Source organism: Micromonospora sp. CA-259024 (assembly GCF_050936255.1).
In the GTDB taxonomy this organism is placed as follows: Bacteria; Actinomycetota; Actinomycetes; order Mycobacteriales; family Micromonosporaceae; genus Micromonospora.
The window spans coordinates 1,178,457-1,200,913 of sequence record NZ_JBNJND010000001.1 but is presented as its reverse complement, the minus strand read 5'-3'; the positions used below and the strand labels follow the sequence as shown (position 1 = coordinate 1,200,913).

Sequence of the window (22,457 nt, the reverse complement as noted above, 5' to 3'; positions counted from 1 at the left end):
TGGACGCGGAATCCATCCGCTGTGCGCAGCCGGCCGTCCCCTGTCGGGTCGGCGGCTTTCGTGCACTCTCCTCCCCCGTCACGCCCTATGGTCAGCGCATCAGGACGCCCGGGAGGTGTCGGATGGATGCCGTGACGGTCCGGACGGACGACGTCGAGCGCGCTCGCGCCGAGGTGGGCCGGGGCTTCTGTCCACACCGGCTCATGCCGCAGGCCGGCGTGCGCAGCGTCCAGTTGCGGATGGCGGCACGCCGGGTGGGCGGGGTGGGTGTCATCGACCTCGACTACGGGCAGGCGGTGCGGATCCAACCGCCCGCGCTGGAGTCGTTCTACCTCGTCCAGATCCCCCGCGCCGGCAGCACGATGGTCCGGCACGCCGGTCACACCGTGACCTCGACGCCCGGGGTCGCCTCCGTCCTGTCCCCGTACGACGCCTCGGACATGCTCTGGTCCGAGGGGTCACCACACCGGATCTTCTACGCCGACCGGCGCACCGTCGACCGGGAGCTGGCCCGCCTCCTGGGCCGCCCGGTGGACGACCCGGTCCGCTTCGACATCGGCATGGACATGACCACACCGACCGCGCAGGCGTGGGCACGCGGAGTGGCGTTCCTCGCCGACGAGCTGTCGCAGCCGACCGACGCGTCCCTGTTCGACCACCCGCAGGTCGCCGACCGCTTCGAGCAGGGGCTCATCGGCAAGCTGTTGCTGGCCCACCAGCACACCCACTCCGATCAGCTCACCGAGCCGGCGCACCACCGGGCCCCCGGGCGCCTCGTCCGCCGAGCCTGCGCCCTGATCTCCGACCATCACGGCGAGGCTCTGACGGTCGGGGACGTCGCGGAGGCGCTCGGGGTGAGCGTACGGACGCTACAGGAGTGCTTCCGGCGGGAGTTGCGGACCACGCCGACGGTGTACCTGCGCGCATGCCGGCTCGATGCGGTCCATCGCGCGCTGCGCGCGGCCGGTCCCGGCGTGTCCGTCACGACCGTTGCCCTGAACCACGGTTTCGTTCACCTTGGGCGTTTTGCCAGCGACTACCGGGCGCGCTTCGGCGAGTCGCCGTCCACGACCCTGCGCGGCTGACGCGCCCTCAGGGTGCCGCTCGACCGCGGCTGCCCCTGTGGCCCTCGGGCGTCAGCGGTGCATGTGCAGGCGGATCGTGGTGGAACCCGGCACGGTGTGGATGCGCACGAGGTCACAGACTTGGTTGACCAGGAGGAGCCCTCGGCTTCCGGGCTGCTGCGGCGGCACGGGAATCCGGCCGGCGAGCGGGTTCGTGATGTGCCCGGTATCGGTGAGCTGGCAGATCACCCGCGTGTCGTCGGTCCAGACCGCGAGGGTGCCGCCGGCAACGGTGTGCCGGACCGTGTTCGCGGCCAGTTCGCTGACCGCCAGGGTGAGGTCGGAGACCCGGTCCGGGGACAGGCCGGCCGCGCTGGCCTCGGCGGTCACCACCCGGCGGATGAGCGAAAGGGCGTGCAGGTCGATGGTGATGGTCGTCGCCTGGGCGGGCGGGTCCTGCAGCGGCAGGTTGAACCCCGCGGCCGCCTCGACCGGATCCGTGTAGTGCGGGCTCTCCCGCACCACTCCGTCCAGGTGGAGGGTGGGATGGGTGCGGTGGGCGTCGTCGAGCCAGCGTGGGTCCAGGCGGCTGGTGTCGTAGGGGCAGAGGATGGTGGCCGGTCGGCCGGCGAACGCCGCGTTGATGAGTGCCTCGTGCTGGGCGCACGCGGGGTATTCGGTCGCGGTGCGGCCGGCCCAGATCGGTTCACCGATGATGCGTACCCGTTTGCCGGCGTGGGCGGCGGCGAAGGCGAGCAGGACGCCCGGGATGATCCGCCCGGGGTTGCGCCCGGCAACGCTCATGTCGTGCAGCTGGACCCTGCCCGCGTCGGCGCCGAGCGCCGTCCGGATGTGGTCGAGGTTGTCCCCCGGGACGGCGACCATGACCGGCTCGTCGGCGTCGAGACCGGCCCGGATGAACGGCAACGTGCCGGCCAGATACTCCTCGTGGTCCGCGTAGAAGAGAGCGGGGTGCGCGAAACTATCGGCCCTGGTGGCGACGGAGATACTCAAGCTGCGGCCTCCGAGGTGCATGACCCGGCCGCCGCGTGGGCCCCGGCAGGATCAGCCCGGGGACCCGTGTGGCACCGGTCAGCTGCAGCGTACGTGTGACAGCTCGGGAACTGTCGGTCAGTGTCACTCACGGGATACGTCGGTTGGCTGAGTGGATGGCGAGCAGAGCGATGTCGTCGGTGGTCTGTTCGGCGGCGAGCGTGGTCATGACGCGGGCGCAGACCGTTTCGGCGGGGCCGGCTTCAACGGCTGCGCAGAGCCGCTCGATGCCGACGTCGATGACCTCGCCACGGCGTTCGACGAGCCCGTCGGTGTAGCAGATCAGCACCGCGTCGGACGGAAAGGCCACCTCGGTGCACCGGCGGGCCGGCTGACGCGGGCCGACACCCAATGGAAGATCAACGGGAATGGCCAGCGTGTCGGCCGGTTGTCCCGGTGCGGCCAGGACGGGTTGCAGGTGCCCGGCGAGGGAGATCCGGATCGCCGTGCGGTCCGGGGAGATCATGGCGTAGAGGACGGTGGCGAGGTTCCCGGTCTCGAAATGGTGGACCTTGCGATCGAGCAGCGTCAGCGCAGTGGCCGGATCGTCGCAGACCAGAGCGTAGGCGCGCAGCGCGCTGCGGAGACGCCCCATGACGACCGCCGACTGCAGCCCGTGGCCGGACACGTCGCCGATGACGACACCCAGCCAACCGGAGGGCAGGGTGAACACGTCGTACCAGTCGCCGCCGACGCCGGCGTCGTGACCGGGTACGTAGCGGGCGGCCATGTCCACACCCGGCGCGTCGGGCAGGTGCGTGGGCAGCAGGCTGCGCTGCAACGCCAGGGCGGCGCTGCGGTCGAGGCCGCTGGCCCGGGTCCGGCTGGCGAGGCTCGCACGGTCGGCGGCGAGTTGCAGCAGTCGCACATCGTCGTCGGTGAACCGGTGCGGCCGCAGGCAGCCGACGTGCAGTACGCCGATCAGCTCGCCGCCGGCGAACATGGGCACACCCATCAGCGAGCGCACTCCCCGGCCGAACAGAGCCGGGTCGTCGGCGGCGGTGACGTGCTCCACGACGACGGGCTGCTTCTCCTGGGCGATCCGGCCGGCGAAGCCGCGGCCGACGGGGATCCGGGCGCCCTCCCGGACCGCCTCGGTCAGCCCCTTCGTCGCGGTGGCCACCAACTGCTGGGCGTGCAGGTCCAGCAGCAGGATGGCGGCGGTGTCGACCCCCAGCACCTCTCCGATACGATCGACCAGCTCTTCCAGTAGGTCCTTGGCGTCGAGCTGGGACAGCGCGGCGTCGGTGACCGCCTCGATACGACGAAGCCGCTCGTCGCTCCCGCTGCCCTGCACGTCAATCACGTGCAGGAGCCTAACCCGTCCCTGGGCAGGACAGACAAGTCAGATGGCGGCTGCCCGGGACACCTTCCACTCCCCGTCCACCGGGACCAGGGTGAGCACCACCCGGTTCTGGTCGACCTTCTCGCCTGCGGTGTTCACGTTGCGCCGGTACTGGTTGACATAGACGAGCAACTCGACCCGCTCGGCGGTCGCGGTCACCACGCCCGTCGCGGACACCTCCGCCGCCACGACCGCCTGCTGGGTGGTGGCGGTCTGCTTCAACGCCGCCGTGGTCTGCTCGTACTCCTTGCCGAACTGTCCGGTGGCGAAGGTGCGGCCGTTGGCGACGCTGTCGTCGAACGTCCGGTAGTCGTAGGAGAAGATCGCCTTGGCGGCGGCGGGCGCGGTGGCCAGTGCCTGGCGTACGGCGCTGTCCCGCTGCTCGGCGCGGTGGTCGCCCCACCAGCCGGCGCCGGCGACGGCGGCAGCGAGGACGATCGCGACGACCAGGGCCGGCACGAGCCGGATCCGGGCGGAACGCAGCCGGGGAACGCGCGGCCGCCGCGGAAATCGGACCAGGGTACGCACGTGTCCTCCCTCTCTCATCCGACGAACTGCAGCCGGGACACGAGCCACCGCCCGGATGCCGTGTCGTGGACGATGTCCAGCTGGATCCGGTAGTGCGACGGCCGCCCCTCGGGTGCCTTCACGTTCTTGACGGTGGCGTCGACGGCGACCAGGACGACCGCTCGACGGCGATCTCCGGAGACCAGCCCCGCCCGCAGCACCGTTCCGCGCGAGTCGACCTTGTTCTCCACGACCGCGGCGCGGACCTGCGACTGACCCCGGGTGAACTCGTCCTTGAAGTCGCCGGTGGCTCCGGCGGTGATCCGCTGGATGTCCCGGTCGACGCTGGCCGCGCTGACCGAGACGAAGTTGACGCTGGCCTGTTTGGCGGCGGCGAGGGCCTGCTGCCGGGCCTGGTCCGTCGCCCGGTCGAGGTACCAGCGGTGCCCGGTCACGCCGCCTGCGGCGACCGTCGCGGCGAGCACGGCCACGAGCAGGACGACCAGCGACCGTCGCCGGGTGCTCGACGTGGCCCGCTCACCCGTGCGGCGGGCATCCGAGGCCTCCTCCGGCGAGCTGTCCGCGCTCGCGAGATCGTCTCCGCTCGCCGGGTCCGCAACATCCGCCGGGTCCTCGACCGGCTCCTGGTCGAGCCGCTTCAGCAGGTCCTCGATCGGCTCGACCGGTCGGGGGAACTGGCGGGGCACGATCCGGCGCTGCGACGCGCGGCCGGGCACCCCGGGCTTCGCCCCCTTGATGACTTTCAGCGTGTGGTCCCTCCGGGCCCGCATCTGCGCCTCCTTCTTCGCGTCGCTCACGGCGTCACCCCGGCCAGCAGCAACTGCTTCCACGACTGGTCTCCGGCTGTCCGGGACTGGCCTCCGGTCCCGCCGAACTGCAAAGGCCGGCCGTCCGAGCCGAGTACCAGGCCGGTCCCCGGGTCGTACCCGCCGGGCTCGGTCCCGCCGGTCGGGGCGCTGCCGGACCGCCCCGGGTCGGGATCCGGTTCCCGGCCACCCGGTCGGGGGGCGTTGGCGGCACCGCGCACGCTGGCACCGGCCGCCCGCTCCCCCGCGTCGCAGGTCGTTCGGCCGCCCCCGTACACGCAGGGCGGCGGATCGTCGACGTTGAGGACCAGGCCGAGGTGGGCGGTGCCGTCGCCCGGGGTGACGGTGAAGCCGCCGGCGACGGCGATCGGGTACACCACCAGCAGTTGCTCGATGCCGGGCAGCCGCCGGGCGGCGATGCCGTTGACGGTCACCAGGTTGCCGAGCAGGGTGCCGACCGTCGGTTCCAGCCCCCGCAGCAACGCGACCAGTTCCCGACCGGCGGGAGGCCCGGCGGCGAGCAGCCGCCGCAGGTCGGGGTCGGCGTCGCGGAGGGTGGCCGCCAGCCGGGCCAGGCCCGCCGCCCACCGGCGCAGCGCCTGCGCCGACTCGGCCTGGGTGGTGAGCACCGTTCGCCCGTCGTTGATCAGCGCGAGTGTCTCCGGCAGGCGGGTGGCCGCATCGGTCAGCAGCGCGTCCCCGTCGTCCAGGATCCGGGCCAGGGCCAGCTCGTTGCCCTCGAACGCGGCGCCGAGTTCGGTGATCAGGACGGTGAGGTCCTCCGGCCCGACGGAGCGCACCAGGGCGTCGAGGTTGCTCAGCAGGACCTCCGGCGCGAGCGGGACTCCGGTCCGCTCGACCGGGATCACCGCGCCGTCGGTGAGGTACGGACCGCTGTCGCGCTCCGGACGCAGGTCCACGTACTGCTCGCCGACGGCGGAGCGGTGCGCCACCACGGCCCGCAGGTCGTCGGGCACCCGGACGTCACGCTGCAACCGCAGGTCGGCCCGGACCCCGTCGCCGCGCAGGGCGACCGCGGCGACCCGGCCGACCGGCACGCCGCGGTAGGTGACCGGGGCGTTGGGGAAGATGCCGCCCGCCCGGGCGAGGTCCAGGTGGACGACGTAGCTTCCGCCGAGCAGCCGGTCGCCCAGCCCGACGTAGCGGACGCCGACGTAGCTGACGCCGAGCACGCTCACCAGCAGGAACGCCAGAACCTGCACCTTCGCGGTACGTCCGATCATGGCGTCAACCCCCCGGACAGCAGGTCCGGCAGGGTGCCGATCTGTCCGATCACCGCGCCGGTCAGCGGCAGGATGCACGGTGCCGTCAGAACCGTGCCGGAGGGCAGTTCGGTCCCGACGGGAAAAACCGTGCCCGGAGGCACGAGGCCCTTCGGCAGGATCAGCCCGCCGATGGGCACCGTCGAGCCGGGCTTGAGCAGGACGCAGCCCTCCGGCAGCAGACAGTCCTTCGGCGGCGTCCAGGTCGCGGGGAAGTTGAGCGGGTCGGGCAGGCACCTGAGGATCGGCAGGTCGGGCAGCGAACGGGACCCGCCGCCAGGCCGCGGCACGGTCGGTGCGGCGCCACCGGCCGCCGGTGCGCCGGGGGTGGCGCCCTTTGCCGGCGTGCGCGGACGGGCCGGCGCGGCGGGGGCAGCGGCGACCAGGTTCGCCAGGATCGACGCCGAGTCGAGGTCGGCGGTGATGGAGAGGTTGACGAAGTCGCCGACGATCGCGCCGGTGACATTGGGCGGGAACGGGAACGACAGCATGAAGTCCAGCGACTTCGGCAGGTCGTCCCCGGCACGTGCCAACTGCTCCAGGATCGGTTGCAGCGCCCGCACGTCGGCCAGCGTGTTGTCGCGGCTGCTGTTGACCACCCGGGTGCCGACGTCACCCAAGCGGTCCAGCGCGGTCAGCGCCCGGGTCAGTTGGGCGCGCTGCCCGGCCAGCACGGTCAGGCCCGGGGCGAGCGAGTCCACGGCCTCGCCGAGCACCTGCTTCTGACGATCGAGCCGGCCACTGAGCCGGTCCAGGGCGTCGAGGGCGCGGACCAGGTCGGCCTTCTGCTTGTCCAGCCCGCCGATGAAGGTGTCCAGCTGGTCCAGCGTGTCCCGGACGGCGGGCTCCCGCCCCTCGAGTGCGGCGCCGAGCTCCTGGTTGATGGTCCTCAGCTGCGCCAGACCACCGCCGTTGAGCAGCAGCCCGAGCGCGGCGAGGACCTCCTCCACCTCGGCGCCGCGAGCTGTCCGCGACAGCGGGATGAGGTCACCGTCGGCGAGTCGACCGGAGGAGGCGCCGGTGGGTGGCGACGCGACCGTCACGTACTTCTCGCCCAGCAGGCTGCTCTGCCGGACGGCGGCCGTCGCGTTGGACGGCAGGCGTACGTCCGCGCCGAGCCGCAGGGTGACCTGGGCGGTCCAGCCGGCCAGGGAGATCTTCTCCACGCTGCCGACCGTCACGTCGTCGACCTTCACGGCGGCCTGCGGCACCAGGTCGAGCACGTCACTGAACTCGGCGGTGACGGCGTACCCGTCGCCCTTCGGGGCGCCGCCGGGCAGCGGCAGGTCGGCGAGGTCGGGCAGGCCGCACCCGGCCGGCAGCATCACCACCACGATCGCGCACGCCAGGGTCCGCAGGATGCGGGCGCTCACGACACACCCCGCAGGATGCCGCCGAGGGTGGGGTCGCTGGTGATGGCAGGGCCGCCCGGCGCCTGGTCGGGGATCGGCGCACCGGGGGAACTGGGGGGAGGCTTCCCCGGTGAGGACCCGCCGGTCGCCGGGGCGCCGGGCGGCAGCTTGAGGAGTTTGCGGAGCTGGTCGGTCATGGGCAGCCCACGGGAGTGCAGGGTCTGCGCGAGCGCCCGGCACTTGGCGGGCACCTGCGCCGTGGGGAACTGGTCGGCGATCAGCGAGCAGGCGAAACCGGCGGGGTCGTAGGGACCCATCACGTTGTCCCGGGTGTCCAGGGTGCCCGACCGCGGGTTGTACGCCAGGTTGAGGTTGCCCAAGGCGAGCGGGGCGACGTCGAGGATGTCGATGACGGCCTGTTGCTGGCGGACGAGGATGCCGGTGATGTCCGCCAGCGCGGCGACGTTGGAGGTCAACACGTCGCGGTTCTGCCGCACGAACGTGGTCACGTCGGCCAGCGCGGTGGAGAGGTTGCGCAGCGCGGCGGCCAGTTCGTCGCGCTCCCCGGCCAGTTGCTGGGCGACGTCTGCCAACTGCTGGTTGAAGGCGCGCACCTCCCGGTCGCTGCGGGCCAGCGCGGTGGTGAAGCGCTGGAGGTTGACGACCGATCCGAAGAGGTCCTGCCGCCCGTCGGAGAGGGTGGCCAGTGCCCGGGACAGGCCGTCGAGGGTGTCGTGCAGGTGCTGGCCGTTGCCCTCCAGGTTGGCGCGGCCGGTGGCGACCAGGTCGGACAGGGCGCCGTCGCGGTTGGCGCCCTCCGGCCCGAGGGTGCGGTTGAAGTCGTCGAGCGCCTGGTAGATGTCGTCGATCTCCATCGGGGCGGCGGTCCGCTCCAGCGGTATCTCGGCCCCGTCGGCGAGCGCGGCGCCACCGGAATAGGCAGGAGTGAGCTGGACGTAGCGGTCGCTGACCACGCTGGGCGGCACGATGAGCGCCTGGGCGTCGGCGGGGACGGCGATCCCCGGGTCGTAGGACATGGTCACCTGGACGGTGCGGCCCTGCGGGGTCACCGCGACCACCTCACCGACGCGGACGCCCAGCACCCGGACGTCCGACCCGGGATAGACCCCGACGGCGCGGGTGAAATGGGCGACGACCCGCCGTGGGGGTGTGCCGTCGCGGAGAACGATCACGCCGACGGCGACGGCTACCAGCAGGACGGTGGTGACGGCGACCGGCCGGCGCCACCGCTGGATGGGACCGGGCATCAGCGGCCTCCCGTGGGCTGGTACGGCTGGAGCAGACCGGAGACGTACGAGTCGAACCAGCGGCCGTTGCCCACCACGTTGGCGAACGCGGTGACGAACGGCCCCATCCGCTGGATGGTCTTTTCCAGGTCGTCCCGGTTGCGTTGCAGGACGGCGACGACCTCCCGCAGCTTGTGCAGCGCGGGAGCGAGCTGGGCGCGGTTGTCGCTGACCAGGCCGGACAGCTGGGTGGCGAGGTCGTCGGTACCGACGAGCAGCTGGTGGATGGCGTCCCGACGCCGGCTCACCTCGGCGAGCAGCGCCTCCCCGTCGGTGACCAGTGCGCGGAACTCCTCGTCCCGGGTGGCGAGCACGGCGGTCACCTGACGGGCGCGGTCGAGCAGCGCCCGCAGCTCGGCGTCGCGTCCGGCGACGGTCCGGGAGAGCCGGGAGAGGCCGACCAGGGAGGCGTCGACGCTCGCGGGGGTGTCGGCGAAGGTCTCGGACAGGGTGGTGAAGGCGGCGGCGAGCTGATCGGTGTCGACCTTGTCGAGCGTGTCGGCGAGCCCCGTGACCGCCTGCACCACGTCGAACGGCGCGGCGGTGCGGGCGAGAGGGATCTGCCCGCCCTCGGGCAGCCGACCCGGTCCGGCCGGCGACAGGGCCAGGTACTTCTGGCCGAGCACCGTCTTGATCCTGATCGTGGCGCCGGTGTCGGTGCCGAGCCGGACGCTGTCGTCGTCCACCCGGAACCCGACCCGCACGTACGGCGCGCCGTCGCGGGCGAGTTCCACGGCGGTCACCTTGCCGACCCGCACCCCGGCGACCCGTACCTCGTTGCCGGTGACGAGGCCGCTGGCGTCGTGGAAGGCCGCCGCGTAGCCGCGTCCGGTGAGGTCGGCCAGCCGGTCGAGCTGGAAGGCGCCCAGCAGCACGGCGACGATCAGCGCCAACCCGAGGGTGCCGACGACCACCGGGTTGCGTTCCCGAAACGGTGTCACTGGCTGCCTCCCGCGCATCGGGCGGCCGGGGCGCTGAAGGTGGGCAGGTCGATCGGTGCCCGGCCCGACACCGCCACGTTGCCGTCGAAGTCGCAGAGGTAGAAGTTGAACCACGAGCCGTAGGACGCGACGCGGGTCAGGGACTCGTACCGCTGCGGCAGCCGCCCGAGGGTGCTGTCGATGACGGCCGCGTTGCGGTGGAGAGTGCCGGAGAGCTCGTCCAGGGCGCGCACGTCCGCGGCGAGCGGTGGTCGTACCTCGCGCAGCAGCGACGACGTGGCGGTGGTGAGTTCACCGATGCTGACCAGGGACTCGCCGATCGCCGCGCGGTCGGCGGACAGCCCGGAGACGAACTGCTGGAGCTGGCTGATGCTCTGGTCCAGGTTCTGGTCCCGGTCGGCCAGCGTGCCCAGGACGCCGTTGAGGTTGGTGATGACCCGCCCGATGACGGCGTCCCGGTCGGCGAGGGTGTTGGTCAGCGACGCGGTGCGTTGCAGCAGGCTGCTGACCGTGCCGCCCTCGCCCTGGAGCACCTGGATGATCTCGTAGGCGAGTTTGTTGACGTCCTCGGGCCTGAGCGCCGTGAACAGGGGCCGGAACCCGTTGAACAACACCGTGAGGTCCAGGGCCGGTGTCGTCTGGCCGAGCGGGATGAGGCCGTCGGGCCGCAGTGGACGCCCCTCCCCGGGCCCCTCGCTCAGCGCCACGTACCGCTGGCCCACCAGGTTGCGGTAGCGGATCTTGGCGCGGACGCTGGTGGCCACCGGGATGTCGGCGGTGACCGTGAAGGCCACCTCGGCGAGTGTGTCGTCGACGACCCTGATGTCGCGGACCCGGCCGACGTGCACACCGGCGACGCGGACGTCGTCGCCCGGGAGCAGGCCGGTGACGTCGGTGAACCGGGCCCGGTAGGTGACCCCACCCGGTGGGAAGGCACCGAGGGTCTGCGCGAGCAGCGCCGTCAGCAGCAGGGTCACCACGGCGAAGACCACCAGCTTCAGCAGGGGTGCCACGGCTCTGTTGCTCATCGCGCGTTCACCACCCCTCCTCTCAGCAACGGCCCCCACAGCAGGACCGCGATGTCGGGGACCTCCGCGGGCAGGACGCCGGTGACGGCGCCGACGAGCGGCTTGACCAGCGCGCGCTCCTCGCCGGTGGCGGCCCGGCCCATCGCCGGGGAACCGGCGGCGGGCACGGCCGCCGCCTGGCCGACCGGCAAGGGGGTGTGCGGGCGAGCGCCGCCGTGGTCGTAACCGTCGGCGACCGGCACGCTGGGCGCCGATCGCCCCGGTTGGGGCAGGCCCCGGCACTGCGGCCCGTCGTGCGCGCCGTAGACGGGCTCGTCGCGGCCCTTCTCGTACCTGCCGCCGTCGCGGGTGACCTCCAGGGTGACGTGCATCCGCCCGCCGGCGAAGACCCGCTCGACCTGGGGTTGCAGGGCGACCAGGCCGCTCATCAGGCACGGGTATTCGGGGGCGTACGTGGCGAGCAGTTCCAGCACCGGGCGGCTCACCTGGCCGAGCTCGATGATCTGGTCGCCGTGTCGGTCGAGGAAGCCGCGGGTGGCGTCGGCGGTGTCGGTGGTGTCGGCGAGGAAGGCAGCGAGCTGTGCGCGTTGGTCGGTGACGGTGCGGGCGGTGACGGTGACGTCCCGCAGCAGGGCGAGCAGGTCCGGCAGGGCGGCGTCGTAACTGTCCAGCACGATGGCGAGCTTGCGGATGTCCTCGGCGACAGCCGGCATCGCCGGGTTCACCTGCCGCAGGTACGCACCGAGCCGCTCGATGTTCGCGCCGAGCTGCTGGCCGCGTCCGTCGAGGGCGGTGGCGATCGCGCCCAGTGTCGCGGCGAGCTGCTCGGGCCGCACCGCCTGGAGCAGCGGCAGCGCCTCGTCGAGGACGCGTTCCAGCTCGACGGCGGTGTGGCTGCGGTCCTGGGGGATGATGGCGCCGTCACGGATCGGTACGCCGCTGCCGCCGGCCGGCACGAGCTCGACGTACCGCTCGCCGAAGAGCGTCTTGGGCAGCAGCCGCGCGCTGACGTCGGCGGGGATCCGCGGCGTGGTGGCCGGGTCCAGGGCCAGCCGGATGGTCGCGCCCGCGCCGGTGCTGTCGACGGTGCGCACGTCGCCGACGACGACCCCGCGGACCTTGACGTCGGCGCCCGGGCTGAGCTGCAGGCCGGACCGGCCGGCCTCCAGGGTGACCCAGGTGACCGGCGTGAACGCCTTGCGGTACTGGAGCACCGAGGCGGTCAACGCCGCGAGCAGCACGGCGATGAACACGATGCCGAGGATGCGATGTCTCATGGTCACCCCGCGATCCGGACGGTGGTGGTGGCGCCCCAGATGGCCAGCGACAGGAAGAAGTCGACGATGTTGACCGCGACGATGGCGAGCCGCACGGCCCGGCCGACCGCGACGCCCACGCCGGCGGGCCCGCCGCTGGCGGTATAGCCGTAGTAGCAGTGCACCAGCACCACGATCACGCTGAACACCAGCACCTTGCCGAAGGACCAGAGCACGTCCTCCGGCGGCAGGAACAGGTGGAAGTAGTAGTCGTACGTGCCGGCGGACTGTCCGAAGTAGAAGACGGCGATGGTGCGGGTGGCCAGGTAGCTGGCGAGCAGCCCCACCACGTACAGCGGGATGACCGCGACGAACCCGGCGATCATGCGGGTCGTGACCAGGAACGGCAGCGACGGAATCCCCATCACCTCGAGCGCGTCCACCTCCTCGGAGATCCGCATCGCCCCGAGCTGGGCGGTGAACCCGCAGCCCACGGTGGCCGACAGGGCCAGCGCCGCGACCAGCGGGGAGATCTCCCGGGTGTTGAAGTACGCCGAGACGAAACCGGTGAACGCGCTGCTGCCGAGCTGGTTGAGCGCCTGGTAGCCCTGAAGGCCGACCTCGGTGCCGGTGAAGAAGGTGAGGAAGCAGATGACACCGACGGTGCCGCCGAGCACGGCGAGCGCACCGGAGCCGAAGCTCACCTCCGCCAGCAGCCGGATCACCTCGCGCTTGTAGCGGCGTACGGTGCGCGGCGTCCAGGCGAACGCCCGCAGGTAGAAGGCGAGCTGTCCGCCCAGGTTGTCGAGGTGGCGCAGCACCGGCACGTCAGCTTCCCTTCTGCGGTACGACCTGGAAGTACACGGCCGTGACGATGAAGTTCAGCGCGAACAGCAGCATGAAGGTGATCACCACGCTCTGGTTGACCGCGTCGCCGACGCCCTTCGGGCCGCCCTTGGCGGTCATCCCCTTGTACGAGGCGACCAACGCGGCGGCGGCGCCGAACAGCAGCGCCTTGACCTCGCCCACCAGCAGGTCCGGCAGTTGCCCCAGGGCCTGGAAGCTGGCCAGGTACGCGCCGGGTGTGCCGCCCTGCAGGACCACGTTGAACAGGTAGCCACCGGTCACCCCGACGACGCTGACCAGGCCGTTGAGCAGCACGGCGACCAGCATCGAGGCGAGCACGCGGGGCACCACGAGGCGGTGGATGGGGTCGATGCCCAGCACCTGCATCGCGTCGAGCTCCTCGCGGATCTTCCGGGAGCCGAGGTCGGCGCAGATCGCCGAGCCCCCCGCGCCGGCGATGATCAGCGCGGTGACGATCGGCCCCGCCTCGCGGACCACCGCGAGCACCGACGCCGCGCCGGTGAACGACTGCGCGCCGAGCTGGCGGACCAGCGAGCCGAGTTGCAACGCGATGACCGCGCCGAAGGGGATGGAGACGAGTGCGGCGGGCAGGATCGACACCGAGCTGATGAACCAGGCCTGCTGGACGAACTCGCGGACCTGCACCGGTCGCCGGCCGAGGCCGCGCAGGGTGTCCAGGCAGAACGCGAAGAACTCGCCGGTGTGGCGTACGGCGGTGACGGGTCCGCTCATCGAGGTCACCGCCGCCCGTTCCCGGCCGGCACCCCGTCGGTCAGCCCGGCGAACGAGCCGGGGGGCGGCGTGACGCCGTGCTCCCGGCACCACTGCCCCGGGGGGCGCTCGGCGGCGCGGGGCAGTCCGTCCGACGGAGGCAGTTGCAGCGGGATGGGCGGCAACGGTGGCAGCTCCACGCCGGCGTCCGCCTCGGCCTGCAATTCCTCGGCGTCCTTTTCCTCGGCCATGCCGATCGGTCCGATGCGCTGGGCGTTGAGGAACTGCCGCACCACCGGCTCCGTGCTGGACAGCAGCAACTCCCGCGACCCGAACATGGCCAGATGCCCGTGGTAGATCAGGCCGATGTTGTCCGGCACCGTGCGCGCGGTGTTGATGTCGTGCGTGACGATCAGGAAGGTCGCCCCGGTCCGCTGGTTGAGGTCGACGATCAGCTGGTTCAGGTACGCGGTCCGCACCGGGTCCAGCCCGGAGTCCGGCTCGTCGAAGAGGACGATGCGGGGGTCGAGCACGAGCGCGCGGGCCAGGCCTGCGCGTTTGCGCATCCCACCGGAGATCTCCCCCGGCAGTTTCCGTTCGGCGCCGATCAGGCCGACCATGTCGAGCTTCTCGCTGACGACCTCGCGGATCTGGGACTCCGACTTGCGGGTGTGCTCCCGCAGCGGGAAGGCGACGTTGTCGTAGATGGTCATCGAGCCGAACAGCGCACCGTCCTGGAACAGCACCCCGAACAGCTTGCGCACCTCGTACAACTCCCGCTCGGAGAGCCGGGGCAGATCCTTGCCCTCGATCCAGATCGACCCGGCATCCGGGCGGAGCAGCCCCACCAGTGTCTTGAGGAACACCGACTTGCCGGTGCCGGACGGACCCAGCAGCACGGATATCTCGCCGGCCGGCAGGGTCAGGCTGACGTCCGACCAGACCGGTTGGCCACCGAAGGACTTGGTCAGCCCCTGCACCGCCACCTCGACGCCCATCCACGCCCCTCTCCGCTCCTACCTGTGACATCGCGGCGACCCGGGCGGGCGTAACAACTTTTTTGGGCTACCTCGTCAGCACACAACGTGAACTAGGCAAAGTGGCGCGCGTCTCGATAGCGTGCGGTTAACCCGCCGGTAACGAAGGTGCCTCGCGTCCCCGATGACCACAACGATCGAGCCGGAGCTCGTCCACCTGGCCGCCAACGGCGACCGGGCGGCGGTCGCTGCCCTGCTCACCAACGTGCGGCCGGGGCTGGTCCGCTACTGCCGGGCCCGGCTGGGTCGCGTCGGCGGGGCGTACACCACCGCTGACGACGTCGCCCAGGAGGTCTGCCTGGCGGTGTTGAAGGCCCTTCCCGGCTACCGCGACCAGGGCCGACCGTTCTCCGCGTTCGTCTTCGCCATCGCGGCGAACAAGGTGGCCGACGCCCAGCGCGCGGCGGTCCGCGGCGCCGCCGTCACCGACGCCGATCTGGAGCAGGTGGACACCACGCCCGGGCCGGAGCAGCAGGCCGTCGCCACCGATCTGGCCCGACGACTCGCGGTGCTGCTGCACCGCCTCCCCGATCTCCAGCGGGAGATCATCACCCTCCGTGTGGCAGTCGGTCTCACCGCCGAGGAGGTCGGCTCGATCCTCGGCATGTCGGCGCCGGCCGTACGGGTGGCCCAGTCCCGTGCCCTGGCCCGGCTCCGTACGCTTGCCGGCGACGGACTTGACGAGGTGGCGGCATGAGCGAGCCCCGGCCGGACGGCGGTGAGGACGTGGACCTCGCCGCGATCCACCGCGACGACCTGCTCCTCGACGCGCTCGGCCGCGGCGAGCAGGAGGACGACGCCGACGGCCTCACGGCCATGCTGGCCGCCTGGCGTGCCGACCTCAGCACCGACCAGCCGGCCACCGTGGTCGACGGCCCGGTCCACGTCGTCCCGTCGGCTTCCGCCGCTCGGGCCGGCACGCTCCGGGCCGGCGCCCCCGTTCCCGGCCCGACCCGGTGGCAGCCGTCCGCAAGGCGTGCCCTGGGGTTGGCCGCCGCCGTCCTCGCCGTGCTCATGCTCGCGACGGGGCTGGGAGTCGCCAGCCACGACGCCGGACCGACCAGTCCTCTGTGGTCGCTGACCAGGGTGTTGCATCCCGAGCGGGCGGAGGTGCTCGGCGTCGAACACACCACCGCCCGTGCCCGCGCGGCCGTCGCCGAGGGCCGGTACGACGACGCCCGGGAGCTGATCGACCAGGCCCAACGGGACCTGGGCCGGGTCGCCGATCCGGCCGACGTCATCCGGCTGCGCGCCGACATCGACGCCGTCCTGCGGGATCTGGCCACGCACCGGTGCCCCGGCTGGCCGCGCTGCGCCACCGTCCCGGTCGTCCCGACGCCGTCGCCCGCGGTGTCGACCGCCCCCGAGCCCTCCGGCGTCCCGACGCCGGGCAGCACACCACCACGGCCACAGCGGCCGGCGCCGACGCACCCGCCGACCCCCACCGCCAACCCGTTGCTGCCCCGACTTCCGTTGCCGTCGGTGCCGCTCCCGTCGGTGTTGCCGTCGCTACCCCCGCTGCCGCTGCCGCTGCCGACCGGTGATCTGCTCGGCTGACCGTTCAGGCGGGGATGAGCACCACGTGCAGGTGCCGCGGGCCGTGCACGCCCTCGACCCGGTTGAGTTCGATATCGCTGGTGGCGGACGGCCCGCTGACCCAGGTGAGCGGGCGGTGCGGGTCGAGGCGCGCGAGGGCGTCCGGGACACCCGCGACGACCTGATCGGTACGCAGGACGCAGATGTGCACGTCCGGCAGGAGCGTGATGACCCGCCGCCCCTGGTCGGGCGCCGCGTCGAGGATGACGGTCCCGGTCTCGGCGACGGCGACCGTCGCCGCGGTGACCACCCCGTCGGCCGCGGCGATCTGCTCCCTCGGGGCGTTGTCGTCGGTCAGCACGTCGACGGTGTCCGGCAGCCAGTGCCGGGGCAGCCCGGGCGGGACCACGACGCGTCGGCCACCGAGGACCGCGTCGACGACCTGCGCCACCTCGCGGTCGGAGCACCGGTGCACGGTGGCCCGGTAGTCGGTGAGCCGGTCCACCAGCACGTCGAGGTCCACGGCACCACCGGCCGGCCGATAGTCGCGGGGCACGTCGCCGGGGGTGGAAGGGGCCGCAGCGAGAGCCGCGCGGAGGCGCCCGAGGATCAACTCGCGGGAGGTCATCGTTGCGCCCACCATTCGCGGAAGGTCTGCGGTGGCGGCTGCGGCAGGTCGCGGCCGACGGTCCAACCGGACAGCGGCGGGGGAAGACCACGGCCGCGCCGACCGGCGAAGCGGGCGAGCCGCGACCCGCGCTGGGCGGCCTCGTACAGCGGCGGGTGATCCATGGCGTACGCGGCGGCGGCCATGGTGACCGCCTCGGCGCCGGGCAGCTGATGCTCCTTCCGGTACGCGTCCACGTGCTGCGCGCGCAGGTGCACCAGGATCGAGGGGATGTCGATCTTCACGGGGCAGGCGTCGAAGCACGCGCCGCACAGCGAGGAGGCGAAGGGCAGGGAGGCGTTGTCCTCCACGCCGGTCAGCTGCGGCGAGAGCACGGCGCCGATCGGTCCGGGATAGACGGAGCCGTACGCGTGCCCGCCGGTGCGCTCGTAGACGGGGCAGACGTTGAGACAGGCCGAGCAGCGGATGCAGTGCAGCGCCTGCCGGCCGACCTCGTCGGCGAGCACCGCGCTGCGGCCGTTGTCCAGCAGCACGAGGTGGAAGGCCTGTGGCCCGTCGTCGGGGGTGACTCCGGTCCACATCGAGGTGTACGGGTTCATCCGCTCCCCGGTGGAGGCCCGGGGCAGCAGTTGCAGGAACACTTCGAGGTCGGCCCAGGTGGGGATGACCTTCTCGATGCCCATCACGGTGATCAGCGTGTCCGGCAGGGTGAGGCACATCCGACCGTTGCCCTCGGATTCGACCACCGCGAGGGTGCCGGTCTCGGCGACCGCGAAGTTCGCCCCGGAGACCGCGATCCGGGTGCTGAGGAACGTACGGCGCAGGTGGCGGCGGGCCGCCGCCGCCAGGATCGCGGGCTCGTCGGTCAGCCCCGGGTCCACGCCGGGCATCTCACGCAGGAAGATCTCGCGGATCTCCGCGCGGTTGCGGTGGATCGCGGGCACCAGAATATGGCTGGGCTTGTCCCGCCCGAGCTGGACGATCAGCTCGGCGAGGTCTGTCTCCACCGGTTCGATGCCGGCCGCCTCCAGGGCCTCGTTGAGGCCGATCTCCTGGGTCGCCATCGACTTGACCTTCATAACCCGGTCACTGCCGGTGGCCTTGACCAGGTCGGTGACGATCCGGTTGGCCTCGACGGCGTCGGCCGCCCAGTGCACGGTGCCGCCCGCGGCGGTGACGGCCGCCTCCAACCGGTCGAGCAGCTCGGGCAGACGGGCCATCGCGTCGGTTTTGATGGCGCGGCCGGCCTCGCGCAGCTCCTGCCAGTCGGGGACCTCACCGATGACGGCGGCCGACTTGGCCCGGATGGTGGCGGTGGCGTGGCCGAGGTTGCGGCGCAGTTGGGCGTCGGCGAGGCTGCGCCGGGCCGCGACCGGGAAGGGCTCGTCGCCGCGCAGGTGCCCGACACCGCGCGGCGCGGTGGCCGGCATCCCCAGGAAGGTCTCCGTCATACCGTCACCCCGCCAATCCGCCGCTGCGCCTGCTCCACCGGGTCGGCGGTGGGCTCGGTACCGGCCAGGATCTCCGCGAGGTGCACGGTGCGTACGCCGGTCCGGAGCCGGGACAGCCCACCGCCGATGTGCATCAGGCAGGAGGCGTCCCCCGCGGTGCAGACGTCGGCCCGGGTGGCGAGCACGTGACGCATCTTGTCGGCCAGCATCGCCGTCGAGGTGTCCGCGTTCTTCACCGCGAACGTGCCGCCGAAGCCGCAGCACTGCTCGGCCTGCGGCAGCTCCACCAGGTCCAGGCCGCGCACCTCGCGCAACAGCCGCATCGGCTTGTCCCCCACCCGGATCATCCGCAGCGAGTGACAGGTCGGGTGGTACGTCACCCGGTGCGGATAGTAGGCACCGACGTCGGTCGTCCCCAGCACGTCGACGAGCAGCTCTGACAGCTCGTACGTACGACGGGCGACGTCCTCGGCCTGGCTGGCCAACCTCTCGTCACCGGCCCGCCGGGCCACCATCGCGTGCTGGTGACGCACCGACCCGACGCACGAGCCGGACGGGGCCACCACCACGTCGTACGGGGCGAAGGTCCGCACATGCCGCCGCACCAGGCGCAGTGCGTCGTCCGGATAGCCGGTGTTGATGTGCATCTGCCCGCAGCAGGTCTGGTCCTGCGGAAAGACGACCTCGTGACCGAGCCGTTCCAGCAGCCGCACCGTCGCCTTGGCCGCCTCCGGGAACAGGGTGTCGGCCAGGCACGTGACGAACAGGGCGATCCGCATCCTCAGTCCTCCCATCCGAGTCGTCGGGCGGCCGAGCGCCACGCCGTCGTGCCGGCGCGTGGCTCGTACCGCACGATCTGTTGCGTCGCGCGCAGCACGGACCGCAGCTGCGCCAGGCCACCGCCGATCACGCCGAGCGCGCGGGCCTGCACCAGGGCGTTGCCCAGGGCGGTGGCCTCGACCGGCCCGGCGAGCACCGGCAGGCCGCAGGCGTCGGCGGTGAGCTGACAGAGCAGATCGTTGCGGGCGCCGCCGCCGACGACGTGCACGGCGTCGACGTGCCGACCGGAGAGCTGTTGCGCCTGCTGGACAGCGCGCCGGTGCGCCAGCGCGAGGCTGTCCAGGATGCACCGGACCGTGGCCGCCGGGCTGTCCGGCCCCGGCTCCCCGGTGCGCCGGCAGGCCTCGGCGATGCGGGCGGGCATGTCGCCGGGTGGCAGGAAGGCGGGGTCGTCCGGATCCACCACCGAGCGGAAGGCCGGCCTCTCGGCCGCCTGCCGGAGCAGGGCGGGCAGGTCCGTGGTGCCCCAGGCACGCAGTGACTCCTGCAGTGGCCAGAGGCCCATCACGTTACGCAGGTAGCGGGTCGTGCCGTCGACGCCGGACTCGTTGGTGAAGTTGGCCCGCCGGCTCGGCTCGCTGAGCACCGGGGCATCCAGCTCGACGCCGACCAGCGACCAGGTGCCGCATGAGATGTAGGCGAAGTGCTCACCCACCGCCGGCACGCCCACCACGGCCGAGGCCGTGTCGTGCGATCCCACCGCCACCACGTCGGGCGTTCCGGGCAGATCGAGCGCGGGCAGGACCGGACCGATCCGGGTGCCCGGCTCGCGCAGCGGCGGGAACAGCTCGCCGCGGATTCCCGCGTCGGCCATCAGGTCCGTCGCCCAGGCGCGGCGGCGCAGGTCGTACAGCTGGGTGGTGGATGCGTTGGTGACCTCGGCGCCGATCTCGCCGGTGAGCCAGTACGCGATGAGGTCCGGGATCAGCAGCAACCGGTGTGCGGCCTCCAACTGGGGCGTACCGGCGGCGGCGGCGAGCTGGTAGAGGGTGTTGAACGGCAGGTGTTGCAGCCCGGTCGTGGCGTAGAGCCGCTCCGGGCCGAGCTGTTTCGCCACCCGGTCGGCGACGCCCTCGGTACGTCCGTCGCGGTAGTGCACCGGGTTGCCGAGCAGAGCGCCGGTGGCGTCGAGCAGCCCGTAGTCCACCGCCCAGGTGTCGATGCCGATGCCGGCGACCGGACCGGCGGCGCGCAGCCCCTCCAGGACGCCCCGGTAGAGCGCCAGGACGTCCCAGTGCAGGGTGCCCGCCACCCGCACCGGTTCGTTGCCGAAGCGGTGTGCCTCGGTCAGCTCCAGCGTCCCTGGCCCTACGCGCGCGAGCATGACCCGGCCGCTGGACGCGCCCACGTCCACGGCGGCCAGACGCACGGTGGCCATCAGCGGAGGAAGGCCGCGGCGACGCCGGCGTCCACCGGGATGTGCAGTCCCGTCGTGTGCGACAGTTCGCCGCCGGTGAGAACGAAGACCGCGTTGGCGACGTGCTCGGGCAGCACCTCGCGCTTGAGCAGCGTGCGCTGGGCGTAGAACTCGCCCAGTTGCTCCTCCGGCACGCCGTAGACGGCGGCCCGCTGCGCACCCCAGCCCCCGGCGAAGATGCCGGAACCGCGGACCACCCCGTCCGGGTTGACACCGTTGACCCGGATGCCGTGGCCGCCGAGTTCGGCGGCGAGCAGCCGGACCTGGTGCGCCTGGTCGGCCTTGGCCGCGCCGTAGGCCACGTTGTTCGGGCCGGCGAACAGCGAGTTCTTGCTGGAGATGTAGACGATGTCCCCGCCCATCCCCTGCGCCAGCAACACCCGGGCGGCTTCCCGGGAGACGAGGAAGGAGCCCTTGGCCATCACGTCGTGCTGGACGTCCCAGTCCGCCTCGGTCGTCTCCAGCAGCGACCTGGACAGTGAGAGCCCGGCGTTGTTCACGACCAGGTCCACCCCACCGAAGGCGAGCACCGCATCGCGCAGGGCGTCGGCGACCGCCGTGCCGTCGCTGACGTCGGCGGCGACGGCGACCGCCACATCGGTGCCGCCGATCTCCGCGGCGACGGCGCCGGCCGCCTCGGCGTCGCGGTCGGCGACCACGACGCACGCCCCCTCCGCGGCGAGCCGGTGGGCGATCGCCCGGCCGATGCCGGAGCCGCCGCCGGTGACGAACGCGACCCGCGTGGCGAGGGCCTTCGGCTTCGGCATCCGCTGAAGCTTCGCCTCCTCCAGTGCCCAGTACTCGATCCGGAACTTCTCGGCCTCGTCGATCGGCGCGTAGCGCGACACGGCCTCCGCGCCGCGCATCACGTTGATGGCGTTGACGTAGAACTCGCCGGCGACGCGCGCGGTCTGCTTGTTGGCGCCGAAGCTGAACATGCCCACACCGGGCACCAGGACGATGGCCGGATCGGCCCCTCGCATCGGCGGGCTGTCCGCGCTGGCGTGCCGGTCGTAGTAGGCACGGTAGTCGTCGCGGTAGGAGGCGTGCAGCTCCCTGAGGCGGCCGATCACGTCCTCGACCGGGGCGGTGGGCGGCAGGTCGAGCACCATCGGGCGGACCTTGGTGCGCAGGAAGTGATCCGGGCAGGACGTGCCGAGGGCGGCGAGCGCGGGGTGCTTCTCCCGCGAGACGAAGTCGAGCACCGCGTCACTGTCGGTGAAGTGGCCCACCATCGGGCGATCGGTGGACGCCAGGCCCCGCAGCACCGGGAACAGCGCCGCCGCCCGACGGCTTCGCTCGTCGATCGGCAACGGCTCGTAGCCGGCGATGACCGGGCCGAGCGGCTCCGCCTCACCCCGCTGGTCGAGGTACGCCTGCGCGGACCGGATCATCTCCAGCGAGTTTCGTTCGCACTCGTCGCTGGTCGCGCCCCACGCGGTGATGCCGTGCCCGCCGAGGATCACGCCGATCGCCTGCGGGTTGGCCCGTGCCACCGCGGCGATGTCGAGGCCGAGCTGGAAACCGGGCCGCCGCCAGGGAACCCACAGCACCCGGTCGCCGAAGATCTCCTTGGTCAGCTCTGGCCCGTCGGCGGCGGCGGCGATCGCGATGCCGGCGTCGGGGTGCAGGTGGTCGACGTGCGCGGCGTCGACGAGGCCGTGCATGGCGGTGTCGATGGACGGCGCCGCTCCACCCCGACCGTGCAGGCAGTAGTCGAACGCGGCGACCATCTCGTCCTCCCGCTCGATGCCGGGGTAGACGTCGACCAGGGCGCGGAGCCTGTCCAGCCGCAGCGCGGCCAGACCGGCCGGGGTGAGGGTGCCGAGGTCACCGCCGGAGCCCTTGACCCAGAGCAGCTCGACCGGGCCGCCGGTGACCGGGTCGGTGGCCGCACCCTTGGCGGAGGTGTTGCCCCCGGCGTAGTTCGTCGTGGTCGGGTCGGCGCCGAGCCGGTTGCTGCGCGCGATCAACGCCTGAACCTCGGATTGCATCGTCCTCACGTCC

Annotated in this window: 21 protein-coding genes; 3 read left to right on the top strand and 18 right to left on the bottom strand. The window is 72.4% G+C overall.

All coding sequences use genetic code 11. The annotated features are described in order from the left end of the window. Positions 1-131: 131 nt before the first annotated feature. Positions 132-1,085, top strand: coding sequence for an AraC family transcriptional regulator (locus tag ACQEUX_RS04895; RefSeq protein ID WP_433041749.1), 954 nt, complete (start codon positions 132-134; stop codon positions 1,083-1,085). Positions 1,086-1,136: 51 nt separating this feature from the next. On the opposite strand, the gene ACQEUX_RS04890 is transcribed toward ACQEUX_RS04895, so the two are convergent. From ACQEUX_RS04890 to ACQEUX_RS04830, 13 genes are all read right to left on the bottom strand, one after another. Continuing rightward, positions 1,137-2,078 carry an anti-sigma factor RsbA family regulatory protein gene (locus ACQEUX_RS04890; RefSeq protein WP_433041746.1) on the bottom strand — a complete coding sequence of 314 codons (942 nt, stop codon included), beginning with the start codon at positions 2,076-2,078 and terminating at the stop codon, positions 1,137-1,139. 127 nt (positions 2,079-2,205) lie between these two features. Then, on the bottom strand, positions 2,206-3,423 hold the full coding sequence (locus ACQEUX_RS04885) for a PP2C family protein-serine/threonine phosphatase (protein WP_433041743.1): 1,218 nt from the start codon (positions 3,421-3,423) through the stop codon (positions 2,206-2,208). A 39-nt stretch (positions 3,424-3,462) separates the two neighbouring features. After that, positions 3,463-3,990 carry a hypothetical protein gene (locus ACQEUX_RS04880; protein ID WP_433041740.1) on the bottom strand — a complete coding sequence of 176 codons (528 nt, stop codon included), beginning with the start codon at positions 3,988-3,990 and terminating at the stop codon, positions 3,463-3,465. Between the two features lie 14 nt (positions 3,991-4,004). Continuing rightward, on the bottom strand, positions 4,005-4,787 hold the full coding sequence (locus ACQEUX_RS04875) for a hypothetical protein (protein WP_433041737.1): 783 nt from the start codon (positions 4,785-4,787) through the stop codon (positions 4,005-4,007). Beyond that, positions 4,784-6,040, bottom strand: coding sequence for an MCE family protein (locus ACQEUX_RS04870; protein ID WP_433041734.1), 1,257 nt, complete (start codon positions 6,038-6,040; stop codon positions 4,784-4,786). The genes ACQEUX_RS04875 and ACQEUX_RS04870 overlap by 4 nt, the downstream gene beginning before the upstream one ends. Then, positions 6,037-7,452, bottom strand: a complete 1,416-nt coding sequence (locus ACQEUX_RS04865) for an MCE family protein (RefSeq protein ID WP_433041731.1) — start codon at positions 7,450-7,452, stop codon at positions 6,037-6,039. Before ACQEUX_RS04865 ends, ACQEUX_RS04870 begins: the two co-directional genes overlap by 4 nt. Continuing rightward, on the bottom strand, positions 7,449-8,699 hold the full coding sequence (locus ACQEUX_RS04860; RefSeq protein ID WP_433041728.1) for an MCE family protein: 1,251 nt from the start codon (positions 8,697-8,699) through the stop codon (positions 7,449-7,451). The genes ACQEUX_RS04865 and ACQEUX_RS04860 overlap by 4 nt, the downstream gene beginning before the upstream one ends. After that, complete coding sequence (locus ACQEUX_RS04855) at positions 8,699-9,679, bottom strand: MCE family protein (protein WP_433041725.1); 981 nt, start codon at positions 9,677-9,679, stop codon at positions 8,699-8,701. The genes ACQEUX_RS04860 and ACQEUX_RS04855 overlap by 1 nt, the downstream gene beginning before the upstream one ends. Beyond that, positions 9,676-10,707, bottom strand: coding sequence for an MCE family protein (locus tag ACQEUX_RS04850; RefSeq protein ID WP_433041722.1), 1,032 nt, complete (start codon positions 10,705-10,707; stop codon positions 9,676-9,678). The genes ACQEUX_RS04855 and ACQEUX_RS04850 overlap by 4 nt, the downstream gene beginning before the upstream one ends. Next, entirely contained in the window at positions 10,704-11,984 is a 1,281-nt protein-coding gene (locus ACQEUX_RS04845; RefSeq protein ID WP_433041719.1) for an MCE family protein, read from the bottom strand. The genes ACQEUX_RS04850 and ACQEUX_RS04845 overlap by 4 nt, the downstream gene beginning before the upstream one ends. Before the next feature lie 2 nt (positions 11,985-11,986). Next, positions 11,987-12,790: an MlaE family ABC transporter permease gene (locus ACQEUX_RS04840; protein WP_433041717.1), complete on the bottom strand. Its 804-nt coding sequence runs from the start codon at positions 12,788-12,790 to the stop codon at positions 11,987-11,989. Position 12,791: 1 nt separating this feature from the next. Further along, on the bottom strand, positions 12,792-13,562 hold the full coding sequence (locus ACQEUX_RS04835; RefSeq protein WP_363754157.1) for an MlaE family ABC transporter permease: 771 nt from the start codon (positions 13,560-13,562) through the stop codon (positions 12,792-12,794). 5 nt (positions 13,563-13,567) lie between these two features. After that, a complete protein-coding gene (locus tag ACQEUX_RS04830; protein ID WP_433041713.1) occupies positions 13,568-14,539 on the bottom strand; it encodes an ABC transporter ATP-binding protein in 972 nt (323 codons plus the stop codon). Between the two features lie 163 nt (positions 14,540-14,702). On the opposite strand from ACQEUX_RS04830, the gene shbA reads away from it, so the two are divergent. Both shbA and ACQEUX_RS04820 read left to right on the top strand, forming a co-directional pair. Further along, complete coding sequence (gene shbA, locus ACQEUX_RS04825) at positions 14,703-15,275, top strand: RNA polymerase sigma factor ShbA (protein WP_433041710.1); 573 nt, start codon at positions 14,703-14,705, stop codon at positions 15,273-15,275. Next, on the top strand, positions 15,272-16,135 hold the full coding sequence (locus ACQEUX_RS04820; protein ID WP_433041707.1) for an anti-sigma-D factor RsdA: 864 nt from the start codon (positions 15,272-15,274) through the stop codon (positions 16,133-16,135). Before shbA ends, ACQEUX_RS04820 begins: the two co-directional genes overlap by 4 nt. A 4-nt stretch (positions 16,136-16,139) precedes the next feature. Here the strand turns inward: ACQEUX_RS04820 and ACQEUX_RS04815 are convergent, their stop codons facing one another. Genes ACQEUX_RS04815 through ACQEUX_RS04795 form a run of 5 tightly spaced genes read right to left on the bottom strand, consistent with a single transcriptional unit; the run spans position 16,140 to position 22,444 of the window. After that, complete coding sequence (locus tag ACQEUX_RS04815; protein WP_433041704.1) at positions 16,140-16,742, bottom strand: LutC/YkgG family protein; 603 nt, start codon at positions 16,740-16,742, stop codon at positions 16,140-16,142. Continuing rightward, positions 16,739-18,193, bottom strand: coding sequence for a lactate utilization protein B (locus ACQEUX_RS04810; RefSeq protein WP_433041701.1), 1,455 nt, complete (start codon positions 18,191-18,193; stop codon positions 16,739-16,741). The genes ACQEUX_RS04815 and ACQEUX_RS04810 overlap by 4 nt, the downstream gene beginning before the upstream one ends. Then, positions 18,190-18,972 carry a (Fe-S)-binding protein gene (locus ACQEUX_RS04805; protein ID WP_433041698.1) on the bottom strand — a complete coding sequence of 261 codons (783 nt, stop codon included), beginning with the start codon at positions 18,970-18,972 and terminating at the stop codon, positions 18,190-18,192. Before ACQEUX_RS04805 ends, ACQEUX_RS04810 begins: the two co-directional genes overlap by 4 nt. 2 nt (positions 18,973-18,974) lie before the next feature. Further along, the gene (locus ACQEUX_RS04800; RefSeq protein WP_433041695.1) at positions 18,975-20,411 is read right to left on the bottom strand and encodes a rhamnulokinase; all 1,437 of its coding nucleotides are present in this window, start codon (positions 20,409-20,411) and stop codon (positions 18,975-18,977) included. Beyond that, positions 20,411-22,444: a bifunctional aldolase/short-chain dehydrogenase gene (locus ACQEUX_RS04795; protein WP_433049602.1), complete on the bottom strand. Its 2,034-nt coding sequence runs from the start codon at positions 22,442-22,444 to the stop codon at positions 20,411-20,413. Before ACQEUX_RS04795 ends, ACQEUX_RS04800 begins: the two co-directional genes overlap by 1 nt. Positions 22,445-22,457 lie beyond the last annotated feature (13 nt).

Coding starts and splice junctions, on each gene's coding strand:
- ACQEUX_RS04870 (WP_433041734.1), bottom strand. CDS start 6,040: ATGATCGGACGTACCGCGAAGGTGCAGGTTCTGGCGTTCCTGCTGGTG.
- ACQEUX_RS04860 (WP_433041728.1), bottom strand. CDS start 8,699: ATGCCCGGTCCCATCCAGCGGTGGCGCCGGCCGGTCGCCGTCACCACC.
- ACQEUX_RS04850 (WP_433041722.1), bottom strand. CDS start 10,707: ATGAGCAACAGAGCCGTGGCACCCCTGCTGAAGCTGGTGGTCTTCGCC.
- ACQEUX_RS04845 (WP_433041719.1), bottom strand. CDS start 11,984: ATGAGACATCGCATCCTCGGCATCGTGTTCATCGCCGTGCTGCTCGCG.
- ACQEUX_RS04835 (WP_363754157.1), bottom strand. CDS start 13,562: ATGAGCGGACCCGTCACCGCCGTACGCCACACCGGCGAGTTCTTCGCG.
- ACQEUX_RS04830 (WP_433041713.1), bottom strand. CDS start 14,539: ATGGGCGTCGAGGTGGCGGTGCAGGGGCTGACCAAGTCCTTCGGTGGC.
- shbA (WP_433041710.1), top strand. CDS start 14,703: ATGACCACAACGATCGAGCCGGAGCTCGTCCACCTGGCCGCCAACGGC.
- ACQEUX_RS04820 (WP_433041707.1), top strand. CDS start 15,272: ATGAGCGAGCCCCGGCCGGACGGCGGTGAGGACGTGGACCTCGCCGCG.
- ACQEUX_RS04815 (WP_433041704.1), bottom strand. CDS start 16,742: ATGACCTCCCGCGAGTTGATCCTCGGGCGCCTCCGCGCGGCTCTCGCT.
- ACQEUX_RS04810 (WP_433041701.1), bottom strand. CDS start 18,193: ATGACGGAGACCTTCCTGGGGATGCCGGCCACCGCGCCGCGCGGTGTC.
- ACQEUX_RS04805 (WP_433041698.1), bottom strand. CDS start 18,972: ATGCGGATCGCCCTGTTCGTCACGTGCCTGGCCGACACCCTGTTCCCG.
- ACQEUX_RS04800 (WP_433041695.1), bottom strand. CDS start 20,411: ATGGCCACCGTGCGTCTGGCCGCCGTGGACGTGGGCGCGTCCAGCGGC.
- ACQEUX_RS04795 (WP_433049602.1), bottom strand. CDS start 22,444: ATGCAATCCGAGGTTCAGGCGTTGATCGCGCGCAGCAACCGGCTCGGC.